At 53.9% G+C, this 17,580-nt stretch carries 13 protein-coding genes; 11 read left to right on the top strand and 2 right to left on the bottom strand.

Annotated features, from left to right (window positions below; all coding sequences use genetic code 11):
* Window positions 1-2 precede the first annotated feature (2 nt).
* From kdsD to npr, 10 genes are all read left to right on the top strand, one after another.
* Window positions 3-989 carry an arabinose-5-phosphate isomerase KdsD gene (gene kdsD, locus ACMGGR_RS01845; protein ID WP_246759815.1) on the top strand — a complete coding sequence of 329 codons (987 nt, stop codon included), beginning with the start codon at window positions 3-5 and terminating at the stop codon, window positions 987-989.
* Window positions 990-1,002: 13 nt separating this feature from the next.
* The gene (gene kdsC / locus ACMGGR_RS01840) at window positions 1,003-1,569 is read left to right on the top strand and encodes a 3-deoxy-manno-octulosonate-8-phosphatase KdsC (RefSeq protein ID WP_246759814.1); all 567 of its coding nucleotides are present in this window, start codon (window positions 1,003-1,005) and stop codon (window positions 1,567-1,569) included.
* Complete coding sequence (lptC, locus tag ACMGGR_RS01835; protein ID WP_246759813.1) at window positions 1,566-2,138, top strand: LPS export ABC transporter periplasmic protein LptC; 573 nt, start codon at window positions 1,566-1,568, stop codon at window positions 2,136-2,138. Before kdsC ends, lptC begins: the two co-directional genes overlap by 4 nt.
* Window positions 2,110-2,655: a lipopolysaccharide ABC transporter substrate-binding protein LptA gene (gene lptA / locus ACMGGR_RS01830; RefSeq protein WP_246759812.1), complete on the top strand. Its 546-nt coding sequence runs from the start codon at window positions 2,110-2,112 to the stop codon at window positions 2,653-2,655. The genes lptC and lptA overlap by 29 nt, the downstream gene beginning before the upstream one ends.
* A gap of 3 nt (window positions 2,656-2,658) precedes the next feature.
* Window positions 2,659-3,384 (top strand): LPS export ABC transporter ATP-binding protein, encoded by a 726-nt coding sequence (lptB, locus tag ACMGGR_RS01825; protein ID WP_246759811.1) that lies wholly within the window; start codon window positions 2,659-2,661, stop codon window positions 3,382-3,384.
* A gap of 48 nt (window positions 3,385-3,432) precedes the next feature.
* A complete protein-coding gene (gene rpoN / locus ACMGGR_RS01820) occupies window positions 3,433-4,866 on the top strand; it encodes an RNA polymerase factor sigma-54 (protein WP_246759810.1) in 1,434 nt (477 codons plus the stop codon).
* Between the two features lie 22 nt (window positions 4,867-4,888).
* Window positions 4,889-5,176, top strand: coding sequence for a ribosome hibernation promoting factor (gene hpf, locus ACMGGR_RS01815; RefSeq protein WP_246759809.1), 288 nt, complete (start codon window positions 4,889-4,891; stop codon window positions 5,174-5,176).
* Window positions 5,177-5,372: 196 nt separating this feature from the next.
* Window positions 5,373-5,852: a PTS IIA-like nitrogen regulatory protein PtsN gene (gene ptsN / locus ACMGGR_RS01810; RefSeq protein ID WP_246760115.1), complete on the top strand. Its 480-nt coding sequence runs from the start codon at window positions 5,373-5,375 to the stop codon at window positions 5,850-5,852.
* Window positions 5,853-5,927: 75 nt separating this feature from the next.
* The gene (gene rapZ / locus ACMGGR_RS01805; RefSeq protein ID WP_246759808.1) at window positions 5,928-6,782 is read left to right on the top strand and encodes an RNase adapter RapZ; all 855 of its coding nucleotides are present in this window, start codon (window positions 5,928-5,930) and stop codon (window positions 6,780-6,782) included.
* Window positions 6,779-7,051: a PTS phosphocarrier protein NPr gene (gene npr / locus ACMGGR_RS01800; protein WP_246759807.1), complete on the top strand. Its 273-nt coding sequence runs from the start codon at window positions 6,779-6,781 to the stop codon at window positions 7,049-7,051. Before rapZ ends, npr begins: the two co-directional genes overlap by 4 nt.
* 110 nt (window positions 7,052-7,161) lie before the next feature.
* Here the strand turns inward: npr and mtgA are convergent, their stop codons facing one another.
* Together mtgA and arcB are read right to left on the bottom strand one after the other, a co-directional pair.
* Window positions 7,162-7,881: a monofunctional biosynthetic peptidoglycan transglycosylase gene (gene mtgA / locus ACMGGR_RS01795; protein ID WP_414148023.1), complete on the bottom strand. Its 720-nt coding sequence runs from the start codon at window positions 7,879-7,881 to the stop codon at window positions 7,162-7,164.
* 871 nt (window positions 7,882-8,752) lie between these two features.
* Window positions 8,753-11,083 (bottom strand): aerobic respiration two-component sensor histidine kinase ArcB, encoded by a 2,331-nt coding sequence (gene arcB / locus ACMGGR_RS01790; RefSeq protein WP_414148022.1) that lies wholly within the window; start codon window positions 11,081-11,083, stop codon window positions 8,753-8,755.
* 952 nt (window positions 11,084-12,035) lie between these two features.
* On the opposite strand from arcB, the gene ACMGGR_RS01785 reads away from it, so the two are divergent.
* Complete coding sequence (locus tag ACMGGR_RS01785) at window positions 12,036-17,570, top strand: glutamate synthase-related protein (RefSeq protein WP_414148021.1); 5,535 nt, start codon at window positions 12,036-12,038, stop codon at window positions 17,568-17,570.
* Window positions 17,571-17,580 lie beyond the last annotated feature (10 nt).

Raw genomic sequence — 17,580 nt, 5'->3', positions numbered from 1 at the left:
TTATGGCACCTGCCCCTCTTCAACCCGGTTTCGATTTTCAGCAGGCGGGAAAAGACGTTCTGACGATTGAACGCCAGGGTCTGGAACAGCTTGACCAGTATATCAATGAAGATTTTACCCTGGCGTGTGAAAGCATCTACGGCTGTCAGGGAAAAGTCGTGGTGATGGGCATGGGGAAGTCGGGCCACATTGGTAAAAAAATGGCGGCAACCTTTGCCAGTACCGGCACGCCCGCTTTTTTTGTGCATCCGGCCGAAGCCAGCCATGGCGATCTGGGCATGGTCAGCGCGGCCGATATCGTTATTGCCATTTCCAATTCCGGCGAGTCTTCTGAAATCCTGGCGCTGATCCCCGTGTTGAAACGCCTGCGCGTAAAGCTTATCTGTATGACCAGCCGTCCCGACAGCGCAATGGGCCGCGCGGCGGATATCCATCTCTGTGTTAAAGTACCCGAAGAGGCCTGTCCGCTTGGCCTGGCGCCGACCACCAGCACCACGGCAACGCTGGTGATGGGGGATGCGCTGGCGGTGGCGCTGCTTAAAGCTCGCGGCTTTACGGCAGAAGATTTTGCGCTTTCGCATCCGGGCGGTGCATTGGGCCGTAAGCTGCTGCTGACCGTTGACGATATTATGCATAGCGGCGATGAAATCCCCCGGGTCAGCCGTGACGCTTCGCTGCGCGATGCGCTGCTTGAGATCACGCGCAAAAATTTAGGTATGACGGTAATCTGTGACGACCTGATGAAAATCGAAGGTATTTTTACCGATGGCGATCTTCGTCGGGTTTTCGATATGGGCGTGGATATTCAGCATGCCAGCATTGCCAGCGTGATGACGTCAGGCGGTATCCGGGTCAGACCCAATACGCTGGCCGTCGACGCGCTTAACCTGATGCAAAACCGTAATATTACCGTTTTACTGGTAGCCGACGGCGATCGGCTGATTGGCGTCGTTCATATGCATGACATGCTGCGTGCCGGCGTGGTTTAACAAGGAATAAAAAATGAGCGCTGGCGCAAGCTGGGTAACAACCTGTTATGGCGACGTGAGCCAGGATGTAATGGATCGCGCACGCAAAGTTAAACTGTTGATTTGTGACGTAGACGGCGTGATGTCCGACGGCATCATCTACCAGGGCAATAATGGTGAAGAGCTGAAGGCTTTTAACGTACGGGACGGCTATGGCATTCGTTGCCTACTGACCTCGGACGTAGAAGTCGCTATTATCACCGGCCGCAAAGCGAAGCTGCTGGAAGATCGCTGCGCTACGCTGGGCATTACGCATCTTTACCAGGGCCAGTCAGATAAGATTTTGGCCTTCCGCGAACTTCTGGATAAACTGTCCCTTCAGCCGGAGCAGGTCGCCTATATTGGCGACGACCTGATTGACTGGCCGGTGATGGCGGAGGTCGGCCTGAGCGTCACGGTGGCTGATGCCCATCCGGTACTGCTTCCCCGCGCCGATTACGTAACCCGAATTGCAGGCGGACGCGGCGCCGTTCGCGAAATTTGTGATGTCATTTTAATCGCACAGGATAAGTTTGATGAGGCCAAAGGGCAGTCTGTATGAGTAAAACAAGGCGTTGGATTACGCTGCTGCTGGCGCTGCTGGCTATCGTATTGATCGGCTGGAACCTGGCCGATACGGATAAGCCCGCGCCGGTTGCCGATAACGCTCTGGAGCCGACCTATACCAGCCAGTCCTCCAGTACGGTGGTTTATAATCCTGACGGCGCGCTGAACTACAAGCTCGTTTCGGACAAGGTGACCTATTTTTCTGCCGATGCGGTGAGCTGGTTTGATAACCCGGTCATGACCACCTATGACGAAAATAAAATCCCGACCTGGTCCGTGCGGGCAGACAAAGCAAAACTCACGCAGGATCGTATGCTCTATCTGTATGGTCACGTTGAGCTAAACAGTCTGACCCCGGACGCCCAGCTGCAAAGAATTAAAACCGATAACGCCGTAGCAAACCTTGTCACGCAGGATGTTACCTCACAAGATCAGGTAACGTTGTATGGCAATGGCTTTAACTCTACCGGCATGAAGATGCGTGGCAATTTACGGAAGAAAACCGCCGAGTTGATTGAAAAGGTCAAAACCTCCTATGAAATTCAGAATGCGAAACAACCTTAAGTTTTTGACGCTCGGCCTGCTGCTGGCAGCCAGCCTGCCCGCTTTTGCCCTGACGGGTGACTCGGACAAGCCGGTCAATGTAGATTCCGAAAACCAGGCGCTGGACATGCAGGGCAACGTGGCGACCTTCACCGGCAACGTCATCGTGACCCAGGGCTCGATTAAAATTACCGCCGACAAAGTCGTGGTAACGCGTCCCAATGGTGACAGCAATAAAACCATCGTTGATGCCTGGGGTAATCCGGCCACCTTCTATCAGATGCAGGATAATGGTAAACCGGTTAAAGGCCACGCGCAGAAAATGCACTACGAGCTGGCGAAAGATTTTGTCGAGCTGACGGGCAACGCCTATCTGGAACAGCTGGACAGCAACGTGAAGGGTGACCGCATCACCTATCTGGTGAAAGAGCAGAAAATGCAGGCTTACGGCAGCAATACCGGTAAACGCGTTACTACCGTGCTGGTGCCTTCGCAGCTGCAGGATAAAGGCACCCAGTCAAACAAAAAGAGTAATTAAGTTATGGCAACTTTGATTGCGCAAAATCTTGCTAAGGCCTACAAAGGCCGCCGCGTGGTGGAAGACGTTAGCCTGCAGGTTAAATCCGGCGAAATCGTTGGCCTGCTTGGCCCGAACGGCGCGGGTAAAACCACGACGTTCTACATGGTGGTTGGTATTGTGCCTCGCGATGCGGGCCGCATCATTATTGATGATGAAGATATCAGTATCCTGCCGCTGCATGCCCGCGCGCGTCGCGGCATCGGCTATCTTCCCCAGGAAGCCTCGATTTTTCGTCGCCTGAGCGTGTTTGATAACCTGATGGCCGTCTTACAGATCCGTGACGATCTGACCTCGGAGCAACGTACCGACCGCGCTAACGAGCTGATGAATGAGTTCCATATCTCCCATCTGCGTGACAGCATGGGCCAGGCGCTTTCCGGTGGGGAACGCCGCCGCGTGGAGATTGCCCGGGCGCTGGCGGCCAATCCAAAATTTATTCTGCTGGATGAGCCTTTTGCCGGCGTTGACCCTATTTCGGTTATCGATATCAAGAAAATTATTGAACACCTGCGCGACAGCGGTCTTGGCGTCCTGATCACCGATCACAACGTACGCGAGACGCTGGCGGTTTGCGAGCGCGCTTATATCGTTAGCCAGGGCCATCTTATCGCCCACGGTTCACCCGAACAGATCCTTGAGGATGAACAAGTTAAGCGAGTCTATTTGGGCGAAGAGTTCAGACTCTGATAAGGTGTCCTGACTGATGATGTTTTTTGAGGAATCCGTATCCTGAATATGAAGCAAGGTTTGCAGCTCAGGCTTAGCCAACAGCTTGCCATGACGCCACAACTGCAGCAGGCGATTCGCTTGCTGCAACTCTCTACGCTTGAACTCCAGCAGGAAATTCAGCTGGCGCTGGAAAGTAACCCGCTGCTTGAACAAACCGATCTTCATGAAGAAGTGGATAGCCGCGAATATCAGGAAAAAGAGGCGCTGGACACGCGCGAGGCGCTTGAGCAAAAGGATATGCCGGAAGAGCTGCCGCTCGATGCGACCTGGGATGAGATTTACACCGCCGGTACGCCGTCGGGCACCGGCACCGACTATCACGACGATGAGCTGCCGGTTTATCAGGGAGAAACGACCCAGACGCTGCAGGATTACCTGATGTGGCAGGTTGAGCTGACGCCCTTTACCGATACCGATCGCGCCATTGCGACCGCCATTGTCGATGCGGTGGATACCACCGGCTACCTCACCGTTTCGCTCCAGGATATTCAGGAAAGCATCGGCGACGAAGAGGTTTCCGCTGAAGAGGTAGAAGCGGTACTGAAGCGCATCCAGCGTTTTGATCCCGTTGGCGTCTGCGCACGCGATCTGCGCGACTGCCTGCTGGTCCAGCTGTCACAGTTTTTGGCGGATACGCCGTGGCTGAAGGAAGCCAGACTGATCGTCAGCAATCATTTGGATCTTCTGGCCAATCACGATTTTCGTAGCCTGATGCGCGTTACGCGTCTGAAAGAAGACGTGCTGAAAAACGCCATGCAGCTGATTCAGTCGCTCGATCCTCGTCCCGGTCAGTCGATCAACACCAGCGAGCCGGAATACGTTATTCCTGACGTGCTGGTGCGGAAGATCGGCAAGCGCTGGGTGGTGGAACTGAACGCCGACAGCGTGCCCGGTCTGCGCATCAACCAGCACTATGCTTCGCTCGGCGCCGGAAACCGCAGCGACAGCGACAGCCAGTTTATTCGCAGCAACCTGCAGGAAGCAAAATGGCTGATTAAAAGCCTTGAAAGCCGCAACGATACGCTGCTAAAAGTGACGCGCTGTATCGTCGATCAGCAGCAGGCTTTCTTTGAGCAAGGCGAAGAGTTTATGCGTCCTATGGTGCTGGCCGATATCGCTTCTGCGGTAGATATGCACGAGTCGACCATATCGCGAGTTACCACGCAAAAGTACCTGCACAGCCCGCGCGGTATTTTTGAACTGAAATATTTTTTCTCCAGCCACGTTAATACCGAAGGCGGAGGTGAAGCCTCTTCTACGGCTATACGCGCGCTGGTGAAAAAATTGATCTCGGCGGAGAATCCCGCCAAGCCTCTTAGCGACAGCAAGCTGACCACGCTGCTTTCCGATCAGGGAATCATGGTGGCCCGCCGTACCGTTGCGAAGTACCGAGAGTCTTTATCCATCCCGCCCTCAAACCAGCGCAAACAGCTGGTCTGAACGAACAGATAAGGAATAGCCTATGCAACTCAATATTACCGGGCAGAATGTGGAAATCACCGAGCCGTTACGCGAATTTGTCACCACGAAATTCGCCAGGCTGGAGCAATATTCCGACCGAATTACGCAGGTTTATATTGTCCTGAAGGTGGAAAGAGTGACGCAGATAGCCGATGCGACGCTACACGTCAGCGGTGGGGAGTTGCATGCCACCTCGGAAGAAAAAGATATGTACGCGGCGATAGACGGCCTGACAGACAAGCTGGTGCGCCAACTCAATAAACATAAAGACAAGTTGAAGCAACATTAAATTTTAAAAACCTGTTGATTATTTTTACACCGCCTTTGCTAATAAAGTGGCGTAAAATGTTCCGGCTCGTCCTCTTATCGCAGGGGACGGGCCGTTAATCAATAAGGCGTGTTGCACTCGACCGATGGCCCGCAGGCAGCCTGAGCTGCCTGCCGAGCCGTTTTGCCAGGCGGAAGTAAAATTAAGTGAACCTATGATGAACAATGACCTGAAACTGGAACTGAGCTCGGTACTGAGTCTCTCCTGTACCCGCAATGGCGTGCACTGCCAGAGTAAAAAGCGGGCGCTGGAAATTATCAGCGAGCTGGCGGCCAAACAGCTGAATCTGCCGCATCAGACCATTTTTGAAGCGATCCTGACGCGCGAGCGGATGGGAAGTACTGGTATAGGTAACGGCATCGCTATCCCGCACGGTAAACTGGTAGAAGATACACTGCGCGCGGTGGCCGTGTTTATCCGTCTTGAGCAGCCTATTGCTTTTGATGCCATTGATAACCAGCCGGTAGATTTACTGTTTGCGCTGCTGGTCCCTGCCGACCAGTGCAAAACGCATCTGCATACGCTGTCTCTCGTAGCAAAACGCCTGGCCGATAAAACGGTCTGTCGGCGACTGCGGGCGGCGCAAAGCGACGAAGAGCTTTTTGAAATCATGGCGGAAACCCCGGCGGAGCAGTAGCCAGGCTGGCGCAAAGCGCTGTTTGTCAGGGAACCTTTTTCCCTTTGAAAAGGCTTAAACTCAGGAGAATAAGTCATGGTGCTGATGATCGTCAGCGGGCGTTCCGGCTCTGGTAAATCCGTTGCTTTACGGGCGCTGGAAGATATGGGCTTTTACTGCGTGGACAATCTTCCCGTGGTGCTGCTGCCAGAGCTGGCCAGATCGCTGGCCGATCGTAATATGTCGGCTGCGGTCAGCATTGATGTACGTAACATGCCTGAATCACCGGAAGTTTTTGAAAAAGCCCTGACCGGCTTGCCCGACAGCTTTTCTCCCCAGCTGCTGTTTCTGGATGCCGATCGCAACACGTTGATCCGCCGCTACAGCGATACGCGCCGACTGCACCCTCTTTCCAGCAAAAATCTTTCGCTGGAGAGCGCTATCGATGAAGAGAGCGATCTTCTGGAGCCCCTGCGTTCCCGCGCCGATCTGATTGTCGATACCTCAGAGATGTCGGTGCACGAACTGGCCGAGATGCTGCGCACGCGGCTGCTTGGCAAGCGTGAACGCGAGCTGACCATGGTATTTGAATCCTTCGGCTTTAAGCACGGTATTCCAATTGATGCGGACTATGTTTTTGACGTCCGCTTCCTGCCGAATCCGCACTGGGATCCTAAACTGCGTCCGATGACCGGCCTGGATCGTCCGGTCGCCGCCTTTCTCGATCGCCATACTGAAGTGCATAATTTTATCTACCAGACGCGCAGCTATCTTGAGCTTTGGCTGCCCATGCTGGAGACCAATAACCGTAGCTATCTTACCGTCGCTATTGGCTGTACGGGCGGCAAACATCGTTCGGTTTATATAGCCGAACAGCTGGCCGACTATTTCCGTTCACGCGGCAAAAATGTACAGTCTCGTCATCGCACTCTGGAAAAGCGCAAATCATGACAGTGAAACAAGTGGTTGAGATTAAAAACAAGCTTGGTATGCATGCCCGTCCGGCAATGAAGCTTTTTGAACTGGTGCAGAGTTTTGATGCGGAAGTGCTGCTACGCAATGAGAGCGGGACAGAAGCCGAAGCCAGCAGCGTGATTGCGCTGTTAATGCTCGATTCTGCCAAGGGCGGCCAGATTGAAATTGAAGCCAGCGGTCCGGATGAAGAGAAAGCGCTGGCGGCAGTAATCGAGCTGTTTAATGCAGGCTTTGACGAAGACTAGCCGTCGGGCTTCCCACGAGTGAAAGCGGTTCGCCCTGCCCCTGCTGCCTGGTAACGGGGCCGCTATAAAAAAGCCAGCGTGCCCGTCAGTAGTCTGACAAGCTTCGCTTTTCAGCGAAGCTTATGTGCCTGCAGGAAGCCTTCCCCGCCCAGCTGCCGCATCTGGCGTAAAATCCACTGCTGGCGCTGGCGAACCCACGCTGACGGCGCATCGGCCCTGAAGCGAATCGGGTTAGGCAGCACCGCCGCCAGCAGCGCCGCTTCCGCCATCGTCAGTCGGCTGGCCGGCTTGTGGAAATAGCGCTGTGACGCGGCCTCAACGCCAAAAACGCCAGGACCAAATTCCGCCACGTTCAGATAGACCGTCAGAATACGCCTTTTTGTCCATACGGTTTCAATGCCGACCGTTAAACCCGCTTCCAGTCCTTTACGCACCCAGCTCCGTCCGTCCCATAAAAATACATTTTTCGCGGTTTGCTGCGACAGTGTAGAAGCACCACGCCCGCCTCCGCCTTCGTTTTCCAGTACGGACTGGATAGCCTGCACGTCAAATCCCCAGTGCGTTGGAAATTTTTGATCTTCCGAAGCAATGACCGCCAGCGGCATCCAGGGCGCGATCCGATCCATGCTTACCCAGTCAGAATGGGCAACATAATGAAAGTCACCGCTAAACCACGCGCTTACCTGACGCTCTGCCATCACCGCAGAGAAAGGCACGGGTAAAAATGCAAAAAGCAGGATCCCGGTAAGCCATACCCCCGCTACAGCGATAACCAGGCGTAATACCCATTTTTTTAAATGCTGAAAAACTGATTTTTTATGCTGCCTCATAAAAATATATCCATTACGATCTTATCAATTCCTGTAACATTGTTGTTTTAAATACGCTTCACGATTGCTAAAAGCAGGCGGTAATTGCCGTAAATGAAACCGCTTTCATCTGTTTACAATCCGTATCACTTTGTAAATGGGCTAACGCCATCAATTACTTCCGTAAAAAAGGAATCGGTTCCAGCGCTTAAACGAAGCTAAAGCGCTGAAGAATTAATCACTCAGTTGTAGCGGATACACCGTTAAAAATAGATTCATACCTCTTATGAATGATTTGTTCTAACCTCGGTAAAACTAATCACATCCCCGCTTTCATCGCGCTATGAGGCACAATGTGGCGCAAACAGGCTTTGGCATTATCTGGACCTGAAAAACAATTTTGCCTGGCAAAAAGCTTCAATGAATCGTTATAAACTCTCATTAGCTGTTTCTTTCATCCCTGCCTGAACCGTTTCGGCTCAGAGACCCTAATCTCATAAAAAAACATCTATAACATAGAGTTAAATATTTACCTTCCGTTGATAAATTTCTTTCTCATCAGCGTTCCCTCTCTTCAGGACCGGTTACCAGGAGACAATCATCTAAACCGGACAAAAAGTGGTACAACTGTGCATTTTATGAGCAATAACGCGAATAAATTCATTCCGTGCTTGACTGTATCATCAAATTAATGTTTTCTGTCTGGAAACGCTGCTCTACATCACACATCTTAATGAATCTCGTAACGTGTGACGCGAGTTTTGCTAAGGTAGTGGCTAAGCGTTTTAACCAATACCGCACCTGTGCTTTGTACTCTTCCATTAAGAATGGCACAGGCGCTCGATTTCCCTGGTGTTGGCGCAGTATTCGCGCACCCCGGCCTCGGTCGGGGTCATTTTTTTTGGGCCTTAGTAACCCATTCACGTAATACCTGCACATCCTTTCGCCACTCTTGTTTAAGTTCGTCAATCCATTCCTGAACGTTGTCCCACCATGCCGGTAGCTCAGGGCTTTGGATCTGCTTCGCCAGCTGCTGTAAATGAACCAGGCCAACTGAACCCGCTGCGCCTTTGATCTTGTGCCCCTCTTCCGCGATCCCTTTTTGATCGCGCGCGGTCATATTCAAATCCAGCACTTCCAGGTAACCCGGCATCATTTTTTCAAACATTTCCAGGCTCTGCACAATCAGCTGCGGCCCGACCAGCTCAATATATTGCTCTAACATAGCCGTATCCAGCAGGCCCGGTGCCTCTGCGATTGCCTGTACCTGTTCGTCATCCTGTTCCTGATAATCCCAGTACTTCTGAATGATGGCCGTTAGCGCCGGAACCGCCAGCGGCTTGCTCAGCACGTCGTCCATTCCCGCGTCCAGATACTCTTTTTTGTCCTTTAACACGTTGGCCGTGAGCGCCACCAGCGGCGGCAGCTGCTGATGTTTGTAGCGCTGGTGGATCTCGCGCGCGACATCCAGGCCGGTCATATCGGGCAGCTGAATATCCAGCAGCACCAGATCGAACTCTTCGGGATCGAACATCGCCAACGCCTCTGCGCCCGTCATCGCCACTTCTACGCTGTTGCCCAGTTTTTCCAGCACCGAGCGCGCGACAACCACGTTCAGCTCAATGTCTTCCACCAGCAGCACGTGCAGCGCCGGTAGCGGCATATCGTCAGCAGGCTGCTCGTCTTCGTGCTGCATGGCGATACGCGGCGCGTTAATGGTTAAGGTGAAGCAGGAACCCTTGCCCGGCGCGCTTTTCACCGTAATATCACCGCCCATGCTTTGCGCAAGGCGTCGCGACACTGCCAGGCCGATACCGGTGCCGGTCGCAGGTTTACCGCCATTCTGATCTTTTACCTGGTAATACATGGCAAAGATCTTGTCCTGCTCATCCTGCGGAATGCCCATCCCGGAATCTTCCACGTCAAAACGCAGGCAATCTTCCCCCTGGTAATCCACTCTGACGATGATGTTGCCCTGCTGCGTAAACTTCACCGCATTGCCGATTAAATTCCACAGGATCTGACGCAGGCGCGTGCCGTCGGTAATAATTTTATGAGGAAGAGGCTGATGCGTCTCCAGAACGAATTTCAGACCCTTAGGCTGCGCCAGCAGGCCGGAGAGATTCTCAAGGTCAGCCATAAATTCGGTAAAATCGATCGGCTGGTTATCCAGCTGCACCTTGCGTCGTTCAATTTTATCCATTTCGATAACGTCGTTAAAAATGTTGCCGAGCGTAATGGCCGATACGTGAATGGTTTTCAGGTATTTGAGCTGCTCCTGGTTCAGTTCGGTGTCCAGCAAAATACGGCTTAACCCGACGATGCCGTTAAGCGGCGTACGAAGCTCGTGGCTGATCGTAGAAATAAAAGTGGTCTTCTCCCTGCTCGCGTTCTCTAAAGCGTCCTGATAGCGCTTACGCTCCGTTATATCGCGCCCAAACCCCATCAGCCCGCTACGTTTGCCAACACGGTCGTAATAAGGCACTTTGCGGATTTCAAAGCAGGATTTGCGTCCGTCGGGGTATTGCAGCCACTGTTCATAGGTCAATGACACGTTATGGCGGAAAACCTTTTCGTCCGTTTCCAGTACCTTAGTGGCCGCGTCGCGATCATAAACATCGTGCGGCGTCAGGCCAATCAGCTGTTTTTCGCTTTTGCCGGTTAACAGTTCCATTGCGCGGTTACAGCCGGAAAACTGCTGGTCGATGTTGCGATAAAAAACCAGATCGGGCGACGCATCCAGAAAAGAGCGCAGAAAAGAGGACTGTTGCTCCAGCTCTATTTGCGCCTGCTCACGGATCGTCATCTCTTCGGTCAGCTTATCCATAACCTGCAGGCGTGCTTTTTCCGCTCTGATACGATCGGCAATCTCCTGGTTAAGCTGGGTGATGTTTTCTTTCATCTGCTGGTTGAGTTCCAGATCGCGGTGGCGCATCTCTTCCAGCTTGTCCACCAGGCGCGCCAGGCGCTGTCGCGACTCCTCAAGCTGCTCAACCACTACCGACAGGAAATAAACGGCCCAGGGCGTAATTAACAGGCCAAAAAAGACTGAGCGAACCATATCAATACTTTCCACATGGCCGCGTAGCACCATGGTCACCGCCATCTGCACAATCATCGCCAGAACGACCAGCGCGGAAGCCAGCAACAGTGAAAAACGCACCAGCCCCAGTTTCACCATCAGATCGACGTAATACTGGGCTAACAGACGAATTTGTTTCATAAAAGATCCTTGCAGAGCGGTTGGGTCAATCATACCGCAAAAGCCTGAAAGGCCAAGGTTGCGGGTGAAATGCCCGTGGTGCACCTGTTTAGTGCATTTGGAAGACAAGTGATTACTTACGCACTGGAAGAAAAGCGTGTGATTTAACAAGGAAAATGCGCTGGCAGCAGCGGTTACTTCCTGAAATATCACCGGTTAGTGGCGCCCTGCTATCAATTAAGGCGCTTTTAGCCGCTGCATAATTCCGCTGCTTTAGTTTATGGATAAATGCATGACGGTTTTTTAAATTTCATTACGATAAGCGCTTTCGGTGGCGTTTTACTGATTTGCAGATAGAATAATCATTCACGATAAGTGGTAATTTAGTCACTCACAGCCTGATTAATTTTACTAATGATGATACGCGGTTTAATTCAAATCCATGACAACCTGAAAAACAGTGCGTTTCAACAATTAACACCTCTTTACCAGCATATTCTGCTGACAATAACCCCGGCACCAGCATGGTGCAGAGATTTGCTGCCTGCACTACAGTGAGACAGCTCACACTTAACAGGGTTTCTGTGATGAAACTCCATGCAGAAAAAACAGCAATAAAATCATAATAATCAAATGGATAGATCTTAAAAGGGCACTAAATACCGTTAAGAGGCGGCTATTTGACCTGAGTACGCTTTCCCGATAAGTTGGAAATTCGCTGGAAGCGTTCCTGACGGGCCAGTGTCTCGGCATATCTATGCAGCAAGAAGACTCCCTCATGATGCAAGTTATCTCCCATCAGAGACCCGGAAATTAACGAGCTTTTTCTTCAGAGAGTCCTGAAGAAAAATGCCCGGCGAACAGTCACCCGACAAGCGGTCAGGAAAATGATACAGAGCCTGGGGAGCCTTCTCCGTCGCAATCTGTGCCTGAAATAACGTAGGTAATGTCAAAAGAAGTCAGGAGGTCTGCCATGTCCAATCCACAAGCGTTTCCCTATGGTCTGTATGACCCATCGCAAGAAAACGACAGCTGCGGCGTCGGTTTTATTACCCGCAAGGATGGCGAGCAGACCCATGAAATTCTTCAGATGGCGCACAGTGCACTCTGCACGGTGCCGCATCGTGGCGGCATGTCAGCCGAAGGCGTGGGCGACGGTGCCGGCGTCAATGTAGATATTTCTCTGCAATTTTTCCGCAAGATTACCGGTACGCCACTTAAGTCAGGCCATTTCGGCGTGGGCAACTTTTTTGTCCCTAAAGATGATGAACAGCGCGCCCGTGCGGAAAGCCTGGTAGAAGAGACGCTGGCCGCGCACGGCCTGGACATCATTTTAAAGCGCGATATGCCGCTCGATACCAGCGTTCTGCGGCCGGCGGCCATCCAGTTCCAGCTGCCTATCGTGCAATGGGTATTTAACGCGCCTTATGACGTGGCCGATCGGGACGACTTTGAAAAACGCATCTATCGCGCCCTGCTGGCTATTGAAGCCCGTGCTTTTACCGAAAGCGAATTTGGCGGTCTTTATCCGCTTTCTCTTTCATCACGCACCCAGGTTTTCAAAGCTCGCCTGAATTCCAACGAAGTGATCCCATATTTTAAAGATCTGACCGATCCGGACCATCAGGTTCGCGGCCTGTTCTTCCATACCCGTTTTTCAACCAATACCGATCCGCATACCACGATGGCGCAGCCTTTCCGCCTGATGGCGCACAACGGCGAACTGAATACGGATCGTAAAAACCGTATTGCCGAAGCTGCGCTGGCGCTGGCGCGCGGTAAAAAGATCGTGCGGCCAAAAGGCCAGTCGGACAGCTCGCGTCTGGATCAGAGCATCCACAGCCGCCTGATGGAAGATAACCTTGACCTGATCAACGCGGTGGTCTCCATGATGCCGCCAGCGTGGGAAAACGATGACACGCTGTCGCCGGAAGTCCGTGCGATGCTGGAATATTTTTCGCTGTACGAAGAGAAAAACGATGGCCCGGCGGCGCTCATCTTCGGTAACGGCGAAGTGATTGGCGCGCGTCTGGACCGTCTGGGCCTGCGTCCGCTGCGTTCGGTAGAGACCGCTGAATATATCGGTGCCATGTCGGAAGCCGGACAAATTGCCTTCCCTCCGGAAAGCGTGCTGCGTCGTGGCCGTATCGAAGCGGGCGGCATGCTCTATTACGATCACCAGGAAAAGCGTAGCTACACCACCAACGAAGCGCTGGAGAAGCTGGCCGCCGAGAAAGATTATCCGGCGCTGCTGGAGCAGGCTCGCGTAACCTTGCAGGATCTGCCGGTTGTGCCTGCCGAGCAGCAGGGTTCGCCGCTGCGTTACGGTGGTGACTTAAAAACCTATCAGCGTTTCGTCGCCTATTACTACAACCAGGAAAGCTTTAAGTTCATGATGGATCCTATGCTGGCAACCGGCGCGGAAAAGATCTCCGCGATGGGTTACGGCAATGCCATCAACGGGCTTTCCGATCACGAAGGCGGCATGGCGCACTATTTTTCACAACGCTTTGCGCAGGTGACCAACCCGCCGCTGGATTCTATCCGCGAGGCAGATGGCATGACGCTACGCGTTGCGCTGGGTGCCAAGCCGCATCTGGGCCGCAGCAAAGGCCGCCAGATAATCGTTCCCACACCGATTCTGACCCATCTGGATATGTTGCAGCTGCGCGAGCAGGATGTTGCTCCTTATGCGCGGTTCGACATGCTTTATCGTCCGGTGGTGGGCAGCGATGCGCAAAGCCGTACCGATAACGCCATTGCGCTGGAAAAAGCGATTGACGATCTGGCGCAGCAGGTGGTGGATTTCGCCCGCGCACAGGGCGGCATTGCTGTCCTGACTGACCGCCATATCTCCAGCGAGCGCGCCGCTATCCCAATGCTGCTGGTGGTTTCCGCTATTAACCAGCGTCTGGTGCAGGAAGGTCTGCGTCTGGACGTGTCGCTGGTCGTAGAAAGCGGACAAAGCATCTCTTCGCACCATATCGCTGCCGCGCTGGGCTTTGGCGCTTCCGCTATTTATCCGCTTGGCGTACAGATGCGGGCCGAAGAGAAATACGGTGAAGGCGAAGAAGGCAATAAAGCCTTTAAGCGCTATGCCAAAGCTGCCGAAAAAGCGCTGATGAAAACCATGGGCAAAGTGGGTCTGTGTACCGTGGAAAGCTACAGCTGCGGCGAATTCTTTGAGCCTAACTTCCTGGATACTGAAGATCGGGTTCTGAAGAAATACTTCCCGAATATTAAAACGCCGGTTGGCGGCGCGGGCTTTGCCACTATCGCGCAGATGGCCGTGGACTGGCATCAAAGCGCTCTTAGGATCCAGGGCGAATCAGAAGTGCCGCTGCTGGGCCTATTTAAAGAACGTGCCGAAGGCGCTGGCCACTCATACGGTACCATCGCGGTACGTACTTTTATCGATATGACCGAGCAGCCGCTGCGCTTTGCCAATGCCGACAAGCCGCGCGAAGAGGACGACTTTATCCGTCTGTTGACGCTGGCAAAACTGGATAACGCTTTCAATATCAAGCCGAACTCCTTTGCCGACAGCAGCTTCGAGCGTATTCCGAACGAGGTTATCGACAACTTTGCCATCACGCCGGATTACCGCGAGTTCTCCAGCCAGATGCATGAAGAACGTAAACGTCGTCCGGCCGCGCTGCGCGATATTCTGACTTTCCCGGCAGATTTGACTCACGTCGACAGCGTTGCGGAATTTAGCCGTAAGCTGGGCCGCTATTCGCTGATTAACAACGGCTTCGCCGTGCGTGGTCTGCTGTGCGAGGCGGGTGACGGCGGCGAAGGCCACTTTACGCTGCGCCTTTCTGACACGATTGCAGGCCTGAAGACGGAAGTTGAGCGCCTCTCTGCCCTGCTGGCCGCGCTGAAAAGCCGCTTCGGCGACGAAATCAGCAGTGGCGAAGTAATGGCGGGCAGCCTGCATATTATTGCCTCGGGCAAAGCGGCGGACTATCTGTCGCGGATGTTTACCACTTCGCCTTCTCTGCCGTTAAGCGAAGTACAGCCAGCCAGCGAAATTACCCGTACCTTCGCTTCCGGCGCGATGAGCCACGGCGCACTGGTGGCACCGGCTCACGAAGCGGTGGCGCACGGCACCAACATGGTTGGCGGCATGAGCAACTGCGGTGAAGGCGGCGAGCACTATTCCCGTCACGGCACTATCCGCGCCTCGCGCATTAAGCAGCTGGCTTCCGGCCGCTTCGGCGTCTGGGCCGCTTACCTGGCCGACCCGATGCTGGAAGAGCTGGAAATCAAAATTGGCCAGGGCGCAAAACCAGGCGAAGGCGGACAGCTGCCGGCGGCCAAAGTTACGGTAGAAATTGCCGCCGCGCGTGGCGGTACGCCTGGCGTGGAGCTGGTTTCACCCCCTCCGCACCATGACACCTACTCTATCGAAGATCTGGCGCAGCTGATTCACGACTGCAAGGCGGCGCGCGTACGCGTCATCGTCAAGCTGGTCTCTTCAGAAGGTATCGGCACCATCGCGGTTGGCGTTGCCAAAGCGGGTGCGGACGTGATTAACGTTGCCGGTAACACTGGCGGCACGGGTGCGGCTTCGGTAACCAGCCTGAAATATACCGGTCGCGTGGCGGAAATCGGCATTGCCGAAGTTCATCAGGCGCTGTGCGCTAACGGCCTGCGCCAAAAAGTTCTGCTGCGCAGTTCTGGCGCGCAGCAAACCGGCAGCGACGTAGTGAAATCGGCACTGCTGGGCAGCGACAGCTTTGAATTTGGCACCACCGCGCTGATGATGCTGAAGTGCGTGATGGCTAAAAACTGTAACGTGAAATGCCCGGCGGGTTTGACGACCAATGCCGAGGCTTTCGACGGCGATCCGCGTCAGCTGGCGCAATATTTTATGAATGTTGCTCACGAAGTGCGTGAAATCCTGGCCCGTCTTGGCCTGCGCTCGCTGCGTGAAGCGCGTGGCCGCTCCGATCTGCTGCACCTGATGGACCATCCGCTGGAAGTTGGCAAACTGGATCTGCGGGCAATGCTGACCGTCGTACCGGAAATCAAAATCGCTCACCCGGTTTACCTGGAGAAAGATTTTGAGCTGGACGATGGCTGGGTTGGCCAGGTAGAGAGCGCGCTGCTGAAAACGGACAGCACGATTGAGCTGGGCCATGGCATCACGTTGAACAACCGTAACAAGAGCGTCGGTGGCCAGCTGGCTATCGATATTGAGCGTCTGCTTAACCATAAGCTAAGCAAAGCAGAGCTGGCCGCCATGCCTGCCGTGCTGGCAGACGATCGTGGACGTCACTATCTGGCACCGGAAACGGTAAGAATTACCACGTCCGGTTCTGCCGGGCAGTCGTTCGGCGTGTTCTGTAACGATGGTATGCAGTTGAAGCATCGCGGCACCTGTAACGACGGCGTGGGCAAAGGCCAGTGCGGCGGCGAGCTGATCGTCATGTCGCCAGGCGGCGGTTCACAGGATGCAGAAGGCAACGTTTTGATCGGCAACTTCGCACTGTTTGGGGCAACCGGCGGACGCCTGTTTGTGCAGGGCCAGGCGGGCGACCGTTTTGCCGTGCGTAACTCCGGCGCAACGGCAGTAGTCGAAGGCGTGGGCGATTTCTGCTGCGAATATATGACCAACGGCGCGGTGTTAAACCTCGGCACCTTCGGTACCGGATTCGGTAACGGGATGAGCGGCGGTTTCGCCTACCAGTACGACCCGTACCGCAAGCTGGCCAGTCATGCAGCGGGCGACTCTGTTCTGTTCGGTGCGATTACCGACAACGACGAGATGGCCAGAACCCATAAAGATGCGGTGCTGACTATGCTGCGCTGGCATCTGCAGGCAACCGGTTCGCCGCGTGCGGCCTGGCTGCTGGAGCACTGGGAAACCGAATGCCAGCACTTTGTCTACGTGATGCCGCGTTCACTGCTGCTTTACCAGGACAGCAAAGAGATTCTGAAGGCGAAAGCGCGTAAAGACCTGCTGGAAGAGTTGTCTACCGCGCTGGCGGCCCATCAGGTGGCAAAATTTAAAGCGGCATGGCGCAATAAATCGACCATCGCTAACGGTGCGGTGCCGGCCTACGGCGCGACCGATACGCCGGAAATGTTCGTGCTGCTGAACAACTATACCGTGCTCAGCTTTGCACAACAGCTGGCGCTCTCGCGCCTGCCAAAAGGCACCTCGGTAGATAACGCAGCCGTAGAAAAAGCCGTGCGTAACCTGCTGATGACGGAAGACTTTGCTCTGATCAGCAAGCTACAGCGCCACGCGCGTTCGGCGATTGAAAGCTACAGCGACGACGAGCTGGCCTGCCTGATAGCCGCGAAGCGTATGGCGGACTACAAAGCGGCGTTAACGCAGCGTAATATTCGTTCAATGGACAGCCTGGCTACCTATGGCTGGATCATTTATCAGGATGCGCGTAACCGCGAAGTACTGGGGGGACTGCCTGACTTCGAAGAGCTGTTTGCCCGCGCCGCGCTGCCGGAGATCGCTGCTGCCGTCGGGAAACTTTCCTGACAATGAGCCT

The sequence above is a fragment of the Erwinia sp. BNK-24-b genome, from assembly GCF_047456155.1.
Lineage (GTDB): Bacteria > Pseudomonadota > Gammaproteobacteria > Enterobacterales > Enterobacteriaceae > Erwinia > Erwinia phyllosphaerae.
This window is presented reverse-complemented; position numbering and strand designations above follow the sequence as displayed.